Genomic DNA, 18,097 nt, shown 5'->3' with positions numbered 1-18,097 from the left:
GCTCGCGCGGTTTAAGTTCGTTTCCCCTTCACCCGGGGGTCCAGCCAGTCCCTCAGCCCGTCGCCAAGCAGATTGAGGCTCAGCACCGACAGCACGATGATGGCGCCGGGGAAGACGACCATCCACCAAGCCTTGTAAATGACGAGCTTGCTCGCTTGAAGGATGTTGCCCCAGCTCGGCTCGGGAGCCGGAACGCCCGCGCCCAGGAAGCTGAGCGCGGCCTCCGAGATAATGGCTTCCGCGAATACAAAGGAAGCCTGCACCAGCAGCGGCGACAGCGTATTGGGCACGATATGACGCCAGATGATTCGAAGATCGCCCGCTCCTTGCGCTCGCATGGCTTCAATATAGGTCTGTTCCTTAACGATGAGCGCGCTCGACCTTACGACCCGGGCGATATTGGGCGTAAACACGATCGTGAGCGCGATGACCACGTTCAGCGCCGACGCCCCCAGCGCCGCCATAAGCGCAATCGCGAGCAGAATGCCGGGAATGGCCACCAGGCCGTCGCAGATGCGCATCAGCACGTGGTCCAGCGTTTTGTAATAGGCGGCATAAACGCCGATCAGCAATCCCAGCAGCGAAGACAGCAACGCCACGACAAGCCCTACGCCGATCGACACTCTCGCGCCGTACATCAGGCGAGTGAGAAGATCGCGGCCAAACTCGTCCGTCCCCAGCAGATGAGTGCCGCTTGGCGCGTTAAGCCGCTCCGTCACTTTCATATCGTAAGGACCGTAGGACGTCAGCCATGGCGCGAACAACGCCAGCGCCGCCAGCAGAAGGAAGATCGCGGCTCCCGCGACGAACGCCGGGCTGCCGCCGATTCTGCGGATGGCCAAGGACCTCTGCTCCCTGCGCATCGCTCTGCTCAATTCCGCCATAGATGTCTTGCTTTCCGTCGTCTCCAGTTGCTTCTCCCCCTATTTGCGGTCCAGCCGCACGCGAGGATCCACGGCGCCGTACAGCAAATCGATGATCAGATTAATGCCCACGTACAGGAGCGTCGCGACCAGCACGACGCCTTGAATAACCGAATAATCCCTGCGCGCGATGGAATTCAGGATCAATTGGCCGAGACCCGGAATGTTGAAGATGCTTTCCACCACAACGGCGCCCGTGACCAAAGTGCCGAACGTTTGGCCCAGCACGGTCAGGATGGGCAGGAACGCGTTGCGGAACGCATGCTTGAGCAACACGCCGGACTCCCTTAAGCCTTTGGATCGCGCCGTCTTGATATAATTCAAATTCAGCACGTCCAGCATGGAAGAACGGGTCATGCGCGTAATGAGCGCCGCTTGGATCGTCCCGAGAGACAGTCCCGGCAAGATCAGATGTTTCACATGCTCCCAGAATCCCGCGCTCAGCTCCTTGTATCCCGCGACCGGCAACCATTGCAGATGGACGCCGAAGAGCAGCATCAGGAACAACCCCAGCAAAAAACCGGGAACGGCCATGCCGAGCAAGGAGATGCCCATAAGCGTGAAATCGGCGGCGGTGCCCCGTTTGTACGCGGCCCATATGCCGAAAGGAATCGCCAACGCGATGGCGATGAATTGGGCGATAATCGCCAGCGAAAGCGTGGGGCCGGCATGCTCCCGGATCGCCTGCGCGACGGACTGGTTCATGAAGATGGAATTCCCCAAATCGCCTCTGAGCACTTTTCCGACCCAACTGACGTATTGCAAGGCGATGGGACGGTCGAGTCCGAGCTCCTGGTTGAGCTCGGCGATCTCCTCCCCGGATGCCTCCAATCCAAGAATGGATGCGGCCGGTCCCCCGGGCGTCACGTGGATGATCAGAAACAGCGCGATCGTGACGACGAACAGGACAGGAACGAGCGACAACAACCTTTTAGCGACGTAAGCCAGCACTTGATTCCCTCATTTGCGCTTTAATGAACGGCAGAGGGTGTTCCAGCCGCCGGCGACTTCGAACACCCTCTTCCGACTTTATTTTTCCAGCTTGGCGTTCCATACGACCGGAGCCTCGAACAATTCGAAGCCTTCCAGCGCCTTGTTGACGGCCACGATGCCGTTGTAATGTCCGATAACGGTCGAAGACGCGATTTCGTAGAGATAACCTTGCAGCTTCTCCCATTCCTGTTTTGCCGCTTCCTGCGTCGCCGCGCTGCGAATGTCCTTTAGCGCCTGCTTCACGGTGTCGTCGTTCAAGCCCGCCCAGTCGGGGTTAACCGCGAGCAGCTGCGGAGGCGTCAATTGATAGCCCGTGCTTGCTACGAAAATATCCCACTTCGTCCGGTCGTCCTTTGTCTCCAGGAAGGTAGGGAAATCGAAGTTCTCTACCTTGACGTTCACGCCGATCTGGCGCAGTTGCTCCTGGATGACGAGCGTCGCCGTGTACATCTCGTTATAATCCTTCGTCGTCAGCAAAGTGATTTCTTCGCCGTTATAGCCCGCTTCGGCCAATAGCTGCTTGGCTTTCTCCGGATTCGACTGGTTGTAGTATTCCGCTCCGGCCTCGTTCGACCACGAAGTCTGGTTCGTATTCAGGTAACCCGGCGCCAGCGAATACAGTTCCGGCTTGGCAAAGCTCGCCAGCAGGATTTCTTCGTTGTTGAATGCGGCCAGAAGCGCTTGGCGGATCTTCACGTCGGCCAGCAGACCTTCCGATGTGTTGAAGAACGCCGTCAGCGCGCCGCCCGGGAAGGACTGCAGCTCCAGATCCTCGACCGCAGCAAGCTCGTCGTAGCTCTCCAGCGGAATGCTGTCGGCTACGTCGTATTGGCCCGTCTTAACGCCCGCGATCCTCGTGGCGTGATCCGTCGCGAAGTGGAAGTACAGGTTCTCCGTCGGAGCTTCCTTCTTGCCCGCGAAGCCGCTTGCTTCGCCTTCGGGCGATTGATAATCCGCGTATTTGACCAGATGAATATATTGGTCCTGCTTCCACTCCTGGAATTTGTAAGGACCCGTGCCCACGTATTCGGTGATGCCCTCCGCAGGCGCGTTATCGATGATTTCCTTCGTCGTGATCGACGGGAACTGGGCTTGCGATGCGATCAGAATGAGTACGTCGGAAGTAGCCGTCTCCACCGTCAGCTTCACCGTATGCGGATCAACCTCTTCGAACTTGGCATTCGTCAGCAGCACCTTCGCGCGGGAAGATGTCGTCAGCCAACGGTTCATCGACGCGACCACGTCTTCGGCGAGCAGCTCCTTGCCGTTATGGAACTTGATTCCCTGGCGGAGAGGGAATGTATACGTCAAACCGTCCTCGCTGATTTCCACCGACTCCGCAAGAACGGGAACGGGCTCGTAATTCGCGTTCAGCGTGTACAATTGTTCGAAAATATTCCCTGCCGTATCGAGCGCCACCGCGGATACCGTCATGGCCGTATCCAATGTCGGAGGCTGCGCCGTCAATGCAACGTTAAGCGAATCGCGATATGTTTTCTCCTCCGGCGCCGCCGTCGCTTCCGACTGCTGACCTCCGTTTGCGGCCGTGGCCGAAGGAGATGGTGTGTTTTCTTTGGAGCAAGCCGTTGCGATTGCCAGCAACAAGACCACCGTTAATACTTGCACCCATCTTTTTCTGTTCTTCGTCATTCTTCTGTCAACCCCGATCCTATGTGAGATAACCTATTTCATCCGAAAAAACTAAAACCAATAATTCATAGCTGTTTTGTTGGATTAGTAGATAGATGAAATCGTAATACACGATATAGATCTTGTCAACGACGGATTTTTCGATATTATTGGCTCAAATATAATCATTTTAGAACTAAATTAAACTTAATTTCATAATGGAATTAATGGGACAATGTAAATGATTCACTTTGTTGATAATTTACATAGATAATGGGATTCTTGTATCATTCTATCTAATTGGCTTGACAAGATGTGGATTCGATCGTGATATGTTTTATGGACTTCTTTCCGTTTTGAATGTAATCCGACCCATTCGCGCAAACGTGTTAACCTTTTCCATAATCATGACCATTTCGTGAATGCTCTCCAATGACTGTTGCTCCAACCAAAAAGAAGCCGGACGACGTTAACCTCCGACGGCTACTGAGTAACTACTCAGTAAGTGGCGAAGTCCTTTCTTTCTCGCAATAAAGAGTCATTTATTTATTCATTTTACCTATAACATCATTTCGAATAACTATTTCCCCTTTGCCATAAGCAGGCAGATAATAAGAGACATCAAAGACGGAAAGGATGAGCAAATATGGGGCAAGCGGAGAAGGGCCAGGCATGGGATGCCAAACATTACGACGACCGGATCGGGTTCGTATCGAGGCTGGGTAAAGGACTAATCGAGCTGCTAAAGCCGGAGCAAGGAGAACGCATCATCGATCTGGGCTGCGGGACGGGAGATCTTGCACATGAGATTTCGCATGCTGGCACAACCTGCGTCGGACTTGACTACTCCGAGGATATGATTAAAGCCGCCAGGAGCAAATTCCCCGGACTGTCGTTCCGCGTAGCCGACGCTGAGCAGTTCCGATTAGAGGCGGGCGAACAGCCGTACGACGCCGTATTCTCGAATGCCGCGTTGCATTGGATGCTGAAACCGCAGGAAGTGATCTCCTCCGTATGGCAAGCGCTTCGGCCAGGCGGTAGATTCGTGGCCGAATTCGGAGGCAGCGGCAATGTCGGTACCATTATTGCGGCTCTGACGTCGCAGCTGGAGCTGGCTCGCGTGGATTGGAGGGCTCGGTTTCCGTGGTATTTCCCCACAGTTGGCGAATACGCCCCACTGCTGGAGAAGCAAGGCTTCGAGGTTCGTTACGCAGAGCTGTATGATCGTCCTACCCCGCTCGGCAGCGGCGATGAAGGCATGCGCAATTGGCTGCGCGCCTTCGCGGGACCGCTGCTGCAAGGCTTTCGGGAAGAAGAGCGGAACGCCATTATTACGCGATGCGTTAATGATCTTGCCCCTCATCTGTTCCGCGACGGCGAATGGATCGCCGACTACCGGCGCATCCGGATTGCAGCCGTGAAGAGATAGCGGGTTCATAGCGGAAGGCAGGCGGATGCTGTCAGGAATTCGGCTTGGACAACCGATAGAATTCCCGATAGAGCTGGAGCAGCTCCGCCTCCTTGACCGCGATCAGACTGGAAATTTCCTGCATGGTGAGGCGGATGTTCACTTCCTCTTCTTCCGCCTCTTCGCCATGCTCCGAATGCTCTGGATGCTCCGTTGCGCCGGACTCATCTAGGGACGTCTCCAGCTCCTCTTCATCGCCCGCCTCCAGCACGAAGCCGAAGGTCTCAAGCACCCACCTGTCCGCCGCTTTCCTGCCGTATTCCCGGTAGATGCCCGCATATCTCTCCAGGGTCGCATTCACGGTTTGCCTGCGCTCCCAGCCCAGGATCGACATGGCGTCCTTGGCTCGCGAGACGGCCAACATGAGCTGGAAGTCGTTCAGCTTCCCCCGCAAACGCTCGATATGGTCAATTTCATTAATCAGAATGGGATACACGTTAGAGAACTCTACCGCCTCCAACACCATTTCTTCTTCTGTCACTATTACAGGTTCCATTACTGTTCATCCCCTCTATCGGTTGTCACGGACAAGCCCTCTATACCATTCGCGCCTACTTGACGAATTGGGACTGACCGTTTCTGGTTGTCGTTCTGTCAAAGAATAAACAGCGTTAAGCCGATGGCGAAATCATATACTTCCCTACAAAAAAAACGGTACGGCAAACGCTCCCGTACCGGTCTGGCAGCTTCCGCCCATAAATCTAATGGACAAAATCATTAGCATCTAACGTATTTGCGTTTAAAGCCAATCTGCCCCTTGTCGATCGCCTTCTGAATATTGGCTGGCGCCTGAAGAATTTTGCTTTTGCCATTGTCCAGTTGGACCTCCACGGGATCCACCGATTTGGCTGTCTCAAAAGCCTGTTCATGGAGCGGCTTGTACGACACGGCGACCGTATACAGGAAATTGCTCATCGAATATTGGGCCCTGGCAGGAGCCTCGTGTATAGTCTTGCTTACCTGTTCAAGCAGGCCCTCCAGCTTGCTCCGGGAGAACTCGCTGTCCGGTCGGCTGCCCAGCAGCCAGCAATAGCAGCTCCAGCCCGCCGACATCCGCAGCTCGTCGCCGCTCGCGATCCACTTGTCCGCCACCTCCTGCGCGATGTCGGTCTCCGCCAGCGTGACCGCAACCACGTAGTCGCCAACCATATAGAAATACGCGCTGTCCATCCAGCGATCGAAATCCGCTTCGGTCATGGCTTTGGGATCCGCAATGACGCCGGCGAAGTACATGGCGTCGTAATTGCCCGTGTCGTACAACTCGTCCGCCAATGCTTGATTCTGCTTAATCTTTCTTTTGATGGGCTTCATCTCGCCCGTGGCAACGCCGAACAACGGTTCATGCGCGCCGTTGGACATATAGATTTTTTTGGTGCGCTCCTTGCCAAGCGCTTCGAGCTCTTGCATAACCGATTCCAGATTCATGTATGGACACTTCCTTTCGGATCATTGTGGGGAAAGGCATGTACTAAAAAACTTAACAGGTTCAATTGAATAGTTCAAGCTATGGCCAGCCTCCGACTATTGCGGATGAAGTAAGCATTCGAAATGTGATACACTTTGGTTCAGAAGAGGAGGCATCCATCTTGCCAACATTAACGGAGTTAACCAAATATGCCGATCTGATCGTCCGCACTGCTGTCCATATTGCGCCGGGACAGACGCTCTGGATCAACGCGCCCATCCATGTGCCGGAGCTGGTCCGCCTCGTCGTCAAGCGAGCTTACGAGGTTGGAGCCAAGCAAGTGCACGTGGAGTGGCGCGACGAAGAAGTAACCAAGCTGCACTACAGCCTCGCACCGGACGCGGCGTTCGAGCAATATCCCGCCTGGCGGGCGCAGGCCATGACGGAATTGGCCGAGGCAGGCGACGCCTACCTGCTCATCCACTCGGAGGACCCCGAGCTGCTAAAAGGCGTCGATCCCCGACGGACTGCGAACTACTCCCGCATCTCTTCCGCGGCGCTTTCTACTTTCAGATCGTACATGTCGTCAAAGCGCATGACCTGGTCCATCGTGGCCGCTCCTTCGGAGGGTTGGGCCAGGCTCGTCTACCCGCAGCTTGAACCGAATGAAGCCGTTGCAACGTTATGGGAGGCCATTCTCCGAATCGTTCGCGTGGACGAGGACGATCCCGTCGCGGCATGGGAGAGGCATAACAACGAGTTGCTTGCGAAGCGGGCTTATCTGGACGCCAAGCAGTACAAGCAGCTACATTACCGGGGGCCAGGCACGGATCTGGTCATCGGATTGCCGGAGCGGCATCGCTGGAACGGCGGCATTTCCTGGAACGAGAAGGGCGCTGCCTTTAATCCCAACGTGCCCACCGAGGAAGTCTATACCGCGCCGCTTCGAACCGGCACGAACGGCTTCGTGCGAAGCACCAAACCTCTGAGTTATCAAGGGAAGCTTATCGAAAATTTCAGCTTGACCTTCGAGCAAGGACGGGTCGTTCATTTTGAAGCGGAGAAGGGTTATGAGGTGCTGAAGACGATGCTGGATCTGGACAGCCAAGCTCGTTATCTGGGAGAAGCTGCGCTGGTGCCGCATCATTCTCCGATCTCAAATTCCGGCTTGATTTTCTTCAATACGCTGTTCGACGAGAATGCCTCCAACCATCTGGCTCTCGGCAATGCGTATCCTACTTGCATCGAAGGCGGCGCCTCCATGTCGCGCGAAGAGCTGGAGCAAGCAGGGCTAAATCAGAGCATTCTGCACGTCGACTTCATGATCGGCTCGGCTGATATGGACATCGACGGCATTACGGCGGACGGCGTGCGGGAGCCCGTGTTCCGCAAGGGCAACTGGGCGTTCTAGCTCTCGAACGATTCTGCGGGTCGGCAGCCACGCGTCGTACTTTTCCGGTGCGTGGTTTTTTCGTCCCTCTCGCCCTTCTTATCGCCTCATTCAACTGCCCCTGACGATCAGCATCTCCGCCAACAGCTCCAGCTGCGCTTCTACCGAGACGGGGTCGAAATAGGCGTATTGTTCCTTGCCCAACTCGAATACCCGGTCCCCTCGTACCGCTGCAAGCCCGTTCCAGAGATCCCGGTCCCGCATAAGCCCGATACCCTCCCCTTCATTTATGACGAACAAATAGCGGGAGGACTCCGCATATTCGGGCAGCCGGTCGATGGGCAAGCCTTGTACGATCTGCGTGCCGCTCTCGATCAGTTGGCGCACCCGCGCCGGTGCCGCTAGCCCGAGCCCCCTGTAGACCGCCCAACCGCTACGCCCGTAATTGTCGCCAAAGACGGAGAACTGGCTGCCTCCCCCCTCCAACCGGATGATCGTGGCCGGGGAGTCGCCGCCCGTTATACCGGCTTCCGTTAAAGCGACCCGCGCCTTCTCCGCCTTCGATTCGTAACGGGCGACGAACCGCTCCGCCGCCTGCGGACGATCGATCAGCTCGCCGACCAGCCGGATATCCTCGTAGATGCCGCGTTTGCCGTCATACGGAATGATGACGGTAGGCGCAATCTTGGAGAACTGTCCGTAATATTGCGAATGGGTGTCGTTCATCAGAATGAGATCGGGTTCGAGCCCGGCTATCTTCTCCAAGGAGGGCTGTGCTCCCACGTCGACGATGTCCCGCTCTTGCTCCTTCAGGAACTCGCTGCCTCCCCACCAGGTCAGGTTCGCGCCTACCGGCTTGACGCCTATCGACATAAGAATGCCGGCATAATATAGCGCAACGATTCTCAGTTCGCGGCGACGCTTGGCCACAAAATGTTTGGGCGCCATCCCTACCATTTGCTTGAACCGCCTGCTGAAGTAATACACGTCCTGGAATCCCGCATTGCGAGCGATCGTGTTCAAATCGTCGTTCGAGACGAGCAGCCGCTTCTTCGCCTCGTTCATCCGAAGCTCTGTCATATAATCGACGGGACTGCGGCCGGTAAGCTCCTTGAACAGGTAAGTGTATTGCCTGACCCCGATGTTCGCCATCTGAGCCAGTTGCTTCACGCTCGCGATACGCGTAATATCCTCATGCAGCTTGTCGATGCTCCCGCTCACGGCGCTCCGGGGATTCCGCTCCGACTGCCCGTCGTTGCGCTCGCACAAATAATAGAGCAGCTCCTGCAGGCGAATATGCTGCCGGTAGCCTTCCAACCCCGTCTTTTGCGCGCGGTGCCGGTACAGTTCCTCAAGCATGGACGCCCATTGGCCGAATGGCTGCACGTGAAGCTTGTCTTCCAGTCGCAAAATCTCTTCCTCCGCATCCGGCTCCTTCAAGCCGATCCCCTGCTCCTCCGTGTTCGCGATTCGTTCGATGCGGAACGCCAGAAGGTAGAAGGCCAGCCCTTCGGATTCCGCGCCGTCCACTTCCAACAGGGCGCCGGGCGCGGCCAGGAAACAAAGTCCTTTGATCAGCCTGATGCGTTTGCCGTCGATCATCCCCGCTCCCCTGCCCTGCATGACCGCGATCAGCGAATAATGATGGACGAACAACTTCTGAGACAAATTCTCGGGGGAACACGCCCGGTATTCCATATCCACGAACGTGAACAAATGGGACCGAAAGGATAGCTCAATATGTTTCATGGAGAGCGGATCAACTCCTCGTCGGATACAATGAGAACAATTATCATATATCTGTCAGCCTCCATTGTAACCTCACCGGGCGCTCCTATCAACCTCGGGCACTTGCAAAAAGAAGCCCTCGTCCGCCGGAATGACGGAGCAAGGACTTCTTCTAAGCAAGGACGGACATCCGCCGGGACGGATAGGATTACTTACGAATGCTCTAGCAACAGCTCGGTAATCAGATCAAGCTGGGCTTCGATAGAAATAGGGTCGAAATAAAAATATTGTTTTCCGTCCAGCTCGATCGCTTTGTTATTCTTGACGGCCGGGATGGTCTTCCATGTGTCGCTATCCTTCACGAGCTCCAAGCCTTCGCCCTCATTGGAGACCAAAATATAGTCCGCGTCGGCTACATATTCCGGCAACAGCTCCATCGACAACTGCTGAACGATTTGGGCGTTCTGATCGTTCAGTTCCTTCTCGATGCGGGCCGGCAGCTTCAGATTAAGCCCGCGATAGACAGACCATCCGCCGCGTCCGTAATTGTATCCGAAGATGGCGAATTGGCTGCCCTTGCCCTCGATTCGAATGATGGCGACCTTGGCGTTTTCGTCGATTTTGCCTGCGATTTTCTCTCTGGCTGCCGCCGCTTTCTCCTCGAATTTCTTCAGCAGCTCCTCGCCTGCTTCCGGCTTGCCGAGCACTTCGCCCAGCAGCTTGGCATCGTCGTAGGTGCTGTTTGCCGCATCGTAAGGGATGAGCACGGATGGAGCGATTTTGGCATATTGGTCGTAGTCCTCAACGTTGTTGCTGTTCATGATAATGAGATCGGGGTCCAGCGCCGCTACCGCTTCCAGCGACGGAGGGCCTCCTACGTCCACGATACCGTCCGACTCCAGCTCTTGCAGGAATGGGCTTCCGCCCCACCAGGTCAAGTTCGCCCCGACCGGCTTCATATCGAACGCCAGCAAAAGATGATGATAATACAACGCGACGATACGCTTTGGCTCCGCCGGAATCTCGACATCCCCGTTAACCGTGCTAACCACGCGTGTCTCCGCCTTCTTCTCGCCGCCTCCGTTTCCGCCGCAAGCGCTAAGCGCCGTTACGATTAACGTTAGCGCGACCCCCAATAATACATGCTTCATTCTGTGTACTTGCATTTTTAAACCCTCCAACGTGATAATAGTTCTCATTATCATCCATTATAGGAGGGTGAGTATACCTCAAACAATAGATTATTAGGCTAGAATTGACCGTTTTCCGGCAAAACCTTGTTATTTTGTACAAATTCGCAGCCCAGGGTTGCTTTTGCAGGCATTCGGCTGTAGTCAATTCAGCTGCTCGTTCGCCTGCTTTTGAGAGCCATAAGCGTTATTAACGCCTATGGCTGCTAAACAGAGTTACTTTACGGTCCATCGGCGTTTTTAACGCCTACAGCTGCTCGCTGCGTATCTTTACGCCGTCAGGCGTAAGTAAAAACGTTCCTTCCTTCCCATGCTCCAGCACAAATGGTCCGGCAACCGTCCGGAACGATAGATGCAGCTCCTCAAGACTTGCAGGAATCCGAGGCCGGAAGTTCACCTCTGTCCAGCCCGGCTCCGCCGGCTGAATGCCCGCGATATGTTCGATCAGCATCGGAATCGGGGCGCTTGCCCAAGGGTGGCATAAACTTGTATTCCACTTTGCTTCCTTCGACCAGGCTTCGAAGCAGGTTGTCGCTCCTTCCTTGATCATGGTGCTCCAGGAATTGGCGTCGTCGGATACAATCAGCTCGTAAAGCAAGTCGTATGCTCCCGCTTTTGCCAACGACTGAAGAACAAAATAAGCCATATAGACGCCGCAGCTCAGCCTCTTTTGGCTAATGAACCGCACAATCGACTGTACTTCCTCCCCTTCGTCGGCAAGTCCGAATAGCAGCGACAACGCATTGGCATGCAGAGAATGATGGCTAGAGCCCACCGCATCCACAAACAATCGATGCTCCGGATCGTAAAACTGCGCTCGGAACGACTCGCGCCTTTGCTCCTGCTTTTGCCTATCTTGAGAATCCCCCTGAACCTGAACCTTGGCGTCCAGAATATTCCGCATTTGCAGCACGACGCTCCAGGCTCCGTAATAAAAGGCATTTACAACAAGATGGCAGCCCTCGCCGATCGGCTGCGTCAACGGAAAATCGTAGTCGTCCCTCATCCCAACCGGCCAATCCACCAAATTCCACTTGTCCGTTACCCGCTCCAGCAGGCCATCCTCTCGTTCGAATTGAGCGAAATGGCGGAGAATGCCTTCGGCCGCCGGAAGCATCTCGCGCAGAAAGTCGGCATCGCCGCTTTGCCTGTAATATTGCAGCAGCTGCATGGGCCATTGCAGCGAGAAGTCGGCAATTTCCTGCATATGATGTCCCGGCGCAACCGCCGTAAAACCCTCGCATACTTTAAGGGAATATTGCCGGAAATCGAGCAAGGATTTGCGGAACAGCCGCAAATCGCCCGAAAGATAAGCATGGGCATGCGTAATAATCGTATTGTCGCCCAGATACTGCCCCTTCTCTCGACTAGGGCAGTCCACGTAGTTTTCTTGAGAGCCCCATTGTACGCCGTTGCCGCAAATCGACCAGATCTGATTTAACAAATCATTGGAGGAGCGGAATCGGCTCGCTTGTTCATTCAACGGGTAATGCCTCGCGATGGCATGAATGCTGTCTATATCGATGACAACGGAAGACGGCGCAATAATTTCGGCGTAACGAAACGCTTTGTAGTCATAGAAGTCAGGTTCGTCCACCGCGCCCGACAAGGTCCAGAGCTCCCGGTAATCGCAATTGCAGCGCATCTGAAATCGAACGCGCCGAGGATCTTGCTCCGCTCCGTCCCCGGACTCAAGCAGTTCCTCGCCGCAGCGGATTTCGACGATATCTCCCGCTTGACCGCGCGCCTGAAACTGCAGCTGTCCGGTCAATTCATGACCGAAATCTATCCAAAGGCCGCCCTCCGATAACCGAACAACGCGCTGCGGGCGGATGGGATAAACCGCGAGCGGAGGCGTCGGCTGGGTAATCAGCGTATAATCATGGCCCGCAAGCGTACGACACGGCTTCCAATCGGCAAGAGAAGCTTCGGGCTCCCGCCAGTCGGCCTGTTTCTTCCGGCTGTCTATCGCCTCGAGAAACTGCGTATTATAGCCGATAATGCCGCCGCTGCCGTATTCCTTCGCTATCCGGCACAACCATGTCTCATCGGTAACCGCCGCGAGCCGTCCGTCGATCTCCAATTCCGCGATCATGCCCTGGCGGTAATCGCCGCTGTTGTAAGAGCGGCAAACAAGCCCGTGGTAATAGAGATGAACGGCGATCACGTTCGTTCCCGGCTTCAAATAAGGCGCAACGTTATATCGATTGTAATAATAATGATCGTAGCTGCTTTGCGCCGGACCTTGACCGACCGGCTGCCCGTTGATATAAAGCTTATAATAATCGTCCGCTGTGATATCCAGCCACGCTTCCTCGACAGCCCGATCCCATTGCAACGATTTGCGGACGAGCATATGAACGTTCGTTAAAGCTTCCTCGTGACTATGCGTCTGCCCGTCTTCCATCTCCTTATGGAACAAATCGAGCTTTGGCCGATCGACGAACCGTTCATCCGTAATCCATGACGCCGTCCAACGTTTCTCCACCTTCCATTCCCCCTACATACGATTCGGCACGATTGCGCCATGTTGTCGCAGACAATCCGTCAATTCCTTGTAAGACAACTCCTGAACCTTTACGTTATTTCGCGAGGCAAGCGCGGTGGCGGCTCCTGCGGCTTGCCCGGTAGCCATGCAAGTGGCTTGAACCCGATAAGCGGAATTGGCCATCTGATCGCCTGCTATACAACGTCCGGCGACAAGCAGATGTTCGCTCCGAACCGGTATAAGCGCTTTGTACGGAATCGTCGCGACGACATTTTCGGCCGGATACTTTTTTATAATCGTGTTGCTGCTCGGATGATGCAGATCTATCGGATAATAGCTGTAACACACCGCGTCAGGCCACACATACCCATTTAAATACGCTTCTTCGGTGACGGTTTCCTCCCCGACGATCCGCCATGTTTCGCGAATGCCGCATTCGCTCGCGGCAAATCGGATCGTAAGCCGCTCGCAGCCCGGAACCGAGCGCAGAAATTTGTAGATGCGCAGCAAGGTCCGGCGCGCCTCCAGCTCCGCCGCCGTTCTTGTCGCCGAGCTGCCGCCGTCTATTCCCGGCACATGCATGCTTATGGCGCCGCCCTTTAAATCGTGATAGAACGGAATGTCGCTTGCCGGATGATCCGTCATACGAATTTCTCCTTTGGCAAGCGCCGCATCATAAAGCTGCTTTAGCTCAAGCTGATTAATATCGTCCATCTCGTACCCGCCGATTTCATTGATTAACGTTCCGGGCTGCTTATGTTCGCTCTGTACTCGTCCGTAACCGAGCAAGCCGCATACATCGGCATCTCCGGTCGCGTCCACAACCTTGCTAGCATGCAGCAGGCTTATCCCTTCTTTGCCCGCCACAGTCAGCAGGATGCCGGAATCGGTCCCCTCGGCCGCCGCCGTCATTTCATGAAACCTCAATTCCACTCCGGCGTCAACGCACATTTCGTCCAACACGGCCGAATACAGGAACCGATTGATGCGAATCTGGTGCTGCCAATGCCGTTCGGGCACGACGGAGAAGTCCGGCAGCTCCGCTCCCTCCAGCTCGGCCGTCCGCACGACCGCATCCCAGCCGAGTCCGGCGATCACCTGCTTCCCCCAAGCATGGAACAACCCCGGGAAGTTGACGGCGCCGACCGTCGTCGTTCCGCCCAGCATCCCGTTTTTTTCGATCAAAGCCGTTTTGGCTCCCGCTTTGGCCGCTTGCATCGCTGCGGCTGTTCCCGCCGATCCGCCGCCGACCACGACGACGTCATACTCCTGTATGTTTCGTTGCTTCTCCCTCACAATCCTCTTCCTCTCCGCAAGGAAAAGGGCGCAGCATCTCGCTTCGCCCGTTCCCGAATTTTATTTTGCGTTTTTCCAGCGATCATAGGAAGCTTGATAGATGGCTACCAGTTCCTCTACCCCCATTTTATTCATCGTCTGCACGTATTCTTCCCATTTCGACACCGGGTCCTGACCAACGACGATCTTCGCCTCCATTTGTTCAATAAAGGTTTGCAGATCAACCGTGATCGCGTTAACCCGCTGCAGCTCATCTTCCGTGAAATAAGTAAGCGGGAACGCCTTCTGGCCATAATCCTCATACTGTCCGACCTGGTCATTCAGCACGAATCCGAGCCAGCTCGAGTTCAGGAACTTCTTCTCCAACTCTTCGTTGGCGAAGCCATAACCCAAATTAGACACCTTCATATTTTTGAAATCGTTCTCCAGCATTCCCTCCGGAACCATAAACTCCACATACTTCGGATCCGTATCGGACCAGCGATAGCTCTCGCCTTCTATGCCGTACTGCGCGTGCAGGTAACCTTCCTCCGAATAGAGGTAGTCAAACCAGCGAATTGTTGCTTCCGGATGTTTATTCGCGCTAGTAATCGCAAACATGCCGCGGCGGATCGTATCTCGCTCCAGGTAGATCGGCGTTGCGCCCGCCTCGCTCACAAGCGGCGGCATTTGCGGATTGTCCAAGATGTTATTAGGCACAACCTGCCTATCCTTTCCGCCGAAGATCGGCAGACTGTTGCCCATGACGCCGTACAGCTCGTTTTCGCCTTTGGCCGTCATTTGCGCTTTGTTCTGAGAGAAAATTTCGGGATCCAGCAACTTCTCGGCGTACAGCTTATTCATAAAAGTCAAGTAGTCCTTGTAGCCGGACTGTACCGGCACGAAGTTGACCTTGTCATCCTTCACGTTAACGAAATCGCTGACATAACCGAAGTACGACAACATAATCGGCCGAAGATAATGCAGTTTGTTATCCCCGGTCAACGGAATTTCGTCGGCTACACCATTCTGGTTAGGATCCTCATCGCGGAACTTAACAAGCATGTCATATAATTCGTCAACGGTTGAAGGCAACTGGCTAATGTTCAGATTGTTTAACCATTCGCCATTGACAAACAATCGGGGGAAACGGTCGCGCGGATGATCCGCAATTTGCGGCAGCGCATAAATATGTCCGTCCGGCGCGGTAATCGATTGGCGAATTTCCGGATTATGTTCGAACAGCTTCGTCAACGTTGGCGCATAATCCGCAATTAATTGTTCCAGCGGAATCAGCATGCCTTGCGAGCCATAATTCACTTCGTCATTGCTGCTTAGTCCGCCATTAAAAAATACATCCGGCAATTCATTGCTGGCAAAGGCCAGGTTTTTGCGTTCCTGATAGGATGTGCTTGGCAAGGTCGTATATTTGAACTGAATATTCGTATCCTTTTCCATTCCTTTAAAGAAATACAGGTCCTCCCAATTCCGCTGCATGTCCTCGGCGCCCATCATCGTCAACTTGATCGGCTGGTCCACGATCGGAAGGCCCGTTTCATTAAATGTTTTCGGCGTATCGGACGGCTTCTGCCCTTCCGCCTGGTTGATATTCGTTTTTGTATTTCCCTCGTTGCCGTTCGACGCGCAACCCGGCAATACAGCTAAAATTAGCGCCACTGCTGCAGCTACGCTGCGCACTGTTCTTTTTCTCATAGAAAAACCTCCCTGTTTTTTATCCTTTTATGGATCCGATCATAACGCCCTGCACAAAATGACGCTGAACAAACGGATATACAATAATAAGCGGCAGAGCGGCAACGATCATAACCGCGTATTTGATCAGCTCCGATATCCGGGTCTGCTCCGCCATCATCAATTCCACATCGCCGCCGTTCATCAGCATTTGCGCCGCAATTTCTTGCTGCACCAATATTTCCCGCAAGAACAGCTGCAACGGGAACATGTCTCGGTCGCTCAAATAAATGAGTGCTCCAAAATATTGGTTCCAATGGCCGACGCCGTAAAAGAGCGCCATAACCGCGATAATCGCTTTGGATAACGGCAGCACGATGACGAAAAACATTCTGAAATCCGAACAGCCGTCCATAGCGGCCGCCTCCTCCATCTCCCGCGAAATATTCGATTGGAAGAAGGTTCGCGATACGATAATATTGATCGCCGAAGCCGCCGCAGGCAGCAAGAGCGCCCAATACGTATTCACCATGCCGAGTTCCTTTACCAGCAAGTAGTTCGGAATCAGGCCTCCGCTAAAAAACATCGTAAAAATAATAATAAGCGTAACCGGCGTGCGGCCCGGCAAGTCCTTCCTCGCCAGCGCATACGCGCATGGCAAGGTGACGGCCAAATTAATCAATACGCCGGCAACCGTATAAAATGCGGAGTTCAAGTAACCCTGCCAAATATCCGGATTTTGAAATACCCGTTCGTAACCCTCGAACGTTAATCCCTTTGGCCATAACCACATTTGTCCGGCATTTACATAGGACGGATCGCTAATCGATGCGCTTACGATATAGATAAGCGGATACAACACCAGCATCGCCAGAATCGCTAGAAATCCGCTATTGATAGCTTGGAACACCCGGTCTCCCCATGTTTGTCTGATCATCCCTCTGTCCCTCCGGTCTTCCGCCTCGATTCTACCATAGACTGTTGCCGCTCCTTCTCGCCAGTCTGTTGAAGGTAAGCAGAATCGCAAAATTAATTGCATTATTGAACAAGCCGATTGCCGCCGTGTAGCTGTACTGCGCTTGAAGCAAACCACTTTTGTACACATGTGTCTGAATGACCTCGGAGGACTCCATGTTCAGCGGATTTTGCAGCAAATAGATTTTTTCGAATCCAACGTTCATGAAGCTGCCCAAATTAAGAATAAACAAAATAATAATGGTTGGCATAATACCCGGAATATTGATATGAAAGATTCGCTGCCATCGACTGGCGCCGTCGATTTGCGCAGCTTCATGAAGCTCCGGATTGATGCCCGCGAGCGCAGCCAAATAGATGATGGCGCCCCACCCCAGGTTCTGCCATTCCCCGGACAGCACATAAATGCTTTTGAACCATCCCGGCTCTGTAATAAACGAGATCGGCTCTCCGCCCAGAGCTTTGATGAGCGTGTTGACAATGCCCGAGGACGGATCCAGAAAGACCAGAATCATGCCCGAGATGACGACGACCGAAATAAAATGCGGCGCATACGTGACTAACTGCACGAAACGTTTGAACCGCGCCTTGGCCACCTCATGAATCGACAACGCTACAATAATCGAGACCGGGAACAGCGCCAGCTGGTACAAGTTGATTTGCAGCGTGTTTTTTAACAGCAATCCGAAATAATACGAATTAAAAAAACGTTCGAAATGATCAAAGCCGATCCACGAGCTTCCCCATATCCCTTTTACAGCCGAATAGTTTTTGAAAGCAATTTGCGCGCCGTATATCGGGATGTAATGAAACACAATAAAGTAGGCCAGTGCGGGAATAATAAAGACGTACAGTTGCCAATACTTGCGGATGTTCCTTGAAAGCGTGGCCATCGAAATTTCTTCCCTCCCCTCATCGATTTATGCTACTCACTATAGATT

14 protein-coding genes are annotated in these 18,097 nt (G+C 54.1%); 2 read left to right on the top strand and 12 right to left on the bottom strand.

Going from position 1 to position 18,097, the window contains the following annotated elements; all coding sequences use genetic code 11:
- Positions 1-11: 11 nt before the first annotated feature.
- The 3 genes from H7F31_RS08670 to H7F31_RS08660 form a co-directional block, all read right to left on the bottom strand.
- Positions 12-884: an ABC transporter permease gene (locus H7F31_RS08670; protein ID WP_087572231.1), complete on the bottom strand. Its 873-nt coding sequence runs from the start codon at positions 882-884 to the stop codon at positions 12-14.
- Between the two features lie 39 nt (positions 885-923).
- The gene (locus tag H7F31_RS08665) at positions 924-1,874 is read right to left on the bottom strand and encodes an ABC transporter permease (RefSeq protein WP_087572230.1); all 951 of its coding nucleotides are present in this window, start codon (positions 1,872-1,874) and stop codon (positions 924-926) included.
- Between the two features lie 78 nt (positions 1,875-1,952).
- Complete coding sequence (locus tag H7F31_RS08660) at positions 1,953-3,566, bottom strand: ABC transporter substrate-binding protein (protein WP_187103816.1); 1,614 nt, start codon at positions 3,564-3,566, stop codon at positions 1,953-1,955.
- Positions 3,567-4,191: 625 nt separating this feature from the next.
- On the opposite strand from H7F31_RS08660, the gene H7F31_RS08655 reads away from it, so the two are divergent.
- Complete coding sequence (locus tag H7F31_RS08655; RefSeq protein WP_187103815.1) at positions 4,192-4,974, top strand: class I SAM-dependent methyltransferase; 783 nt, start codon at positions 4,192-4,194, stop codon at positions 4,972-4,974.
- Positions 4,975-5,005: 31 nt separating this feature from the next.
- Here H7F31_RS08655 and H7F31_RS08650 read toward each other — a convergent pair whose 3' ends face one another.
- Positions 5,006-5,509, bottom strand: a complete 504-nt coding sequence (locus tag H7F31_RS08650; protein ID WP_187103814.1) for a hypothetical protein — start codon at positions 5,507-5,509, stop codon at positions 5,006-5,008.
- 221 nt (positions 5,510-5,730) lie between these two features.
- The gene (locus tag H7F31_RS08645; RefSeq protein WP_108995751.1) at positions 5,731-6,438 is read right to left on the bottom strand and encodes a DNA alkylation repair protein; all 708 of its coding nucleotides are present in this window, start codon (positions 6,436-6,438) and stop codon (positions 5,731-5,733) included.
- 161 nt (positions 6,439-6,599) lie between these two features.
- Here H7F31_RS08645 and H7F31_RS08640 point away from each other — a divergent pair, with 161 nt between their 5' ends.
- Positions 6,600-7,829 carry an aminopeptidase gene (locus H7F31_RS08640; RefSeq protein WP_187103813.1) on the top strand — a complete coding sequence of 410 codons (1,230 nt, stop codon included), beginning with the start codon at positions 6,600-6,602 and terminating at the stop codon, positions 7,827-7,829.
- 90 nt (positions 7,830-7,919) lie between these two features.
- Here the strand turns inward: H7F31_RS08640 and H7F31_RS08635 are convergent, their stop codons facing one another.
- The 7 genes from H7F31_RS08635 to H7F31_RS08605 form a co-directional block, all read right to left on the bottom strand.
- On the bottom strand, positions 7,920-9,557 hold the full coding sequence (locus H7F31_RS08635; protein WP_187103812.1) for a helix-turn-helix domain-containing protein: 1,638 nt from the start codon (positions 9,555-9,557) through the stop codon (positions 7,920-7,922).
- Between the two features lie 191 nt (positions 9,558-9,748).
- The gene (locus H7F31_RS08630) at positions 9,749-10,702 is read right to left on the bottom strand and encodes an ABC transporter substrate-binding protein (protein WP_187103811.1); all 954 of its coding nucleotides are present in this window, start codon (positions 10,700-10,702) and stop codon (positions 9,749-9,751) included.
- A gap of 271 nt (positions 10,703-10,973) precedes the next feature.
- Entirely contained in the window at positions 10,974-13,214 is a 2,241-nt protein-coding gene (locus tag H7F31_RS08625; RefSeq protein ID WP_187103810.1) for a family 78 glycoside hydrolase catalytic domain, read from the bottom strand.
- Positions 13,215-13,226: 12 nt separating this feature from the next.
- Positions 13,227-14,510, bottom strand: a complete 1,284-nt coding sequence (locus H7F31_RS08620) for an FAD-dependent oxidoreductase (RefSeq protein WP_222622743.1) — start codon at positions 14,508-14,510, stop codon at positions 13,227-13,229.
- Positions 14,511-14,570: 60 nt separating this feature from the next.
- Positions 14,571-16,202: an extracellular solute-binding protein gene (locus H7F31_RS08615; RefSeq protein ID WP_187103809.1), complete on the bottom strand. Its 1,632-nt coding sequence runs from the start codon at positions 16,200-16,202 to the stop codon at positions 14,571-14,573.
- 19 nt (positions 16,203-16,221) lie between these two features.
- Complete coding sequence (locus H7F31_RS08610) at positions 16,222-17,118, bottom strand: carbohydrate ABC transporter permease (RefSeq protein WP_187103808.1); 897 nt, start codon at positions 17,116-17,118, stop codon at positions 16,222-16,224.
- Between the two features lie 31 nt (positions 17,119-17,149).
- The gene (locus H7F31_RS08605; protein WP_187103807.1) at positions 17,150-18,049 is read right to left on the bottom strand and encodes an ABC transporter permease; all 900 of its coding nucleotides are present in this window, start codon (positions 18,047-18,049) and stop codon (positions 17,150-17,152) included.
- Positions 18,050-18,097: the final 48 nt, after the last annotated feature.

Origin of the sequence: Paenibacillus sp. PAMC21692 (assembly GCF_014303795.1) — a bacterium.
Classification (GTDB): Bacteria; Bacillota; Bacilli; order Paenibacillales; family Paenibacillaceae; genus Pristimantibacillus; species Pristimantibacillus agaridevorans.
This window is presented reverse-complemented; position numbering and strand designations above follow the sequence as displayed.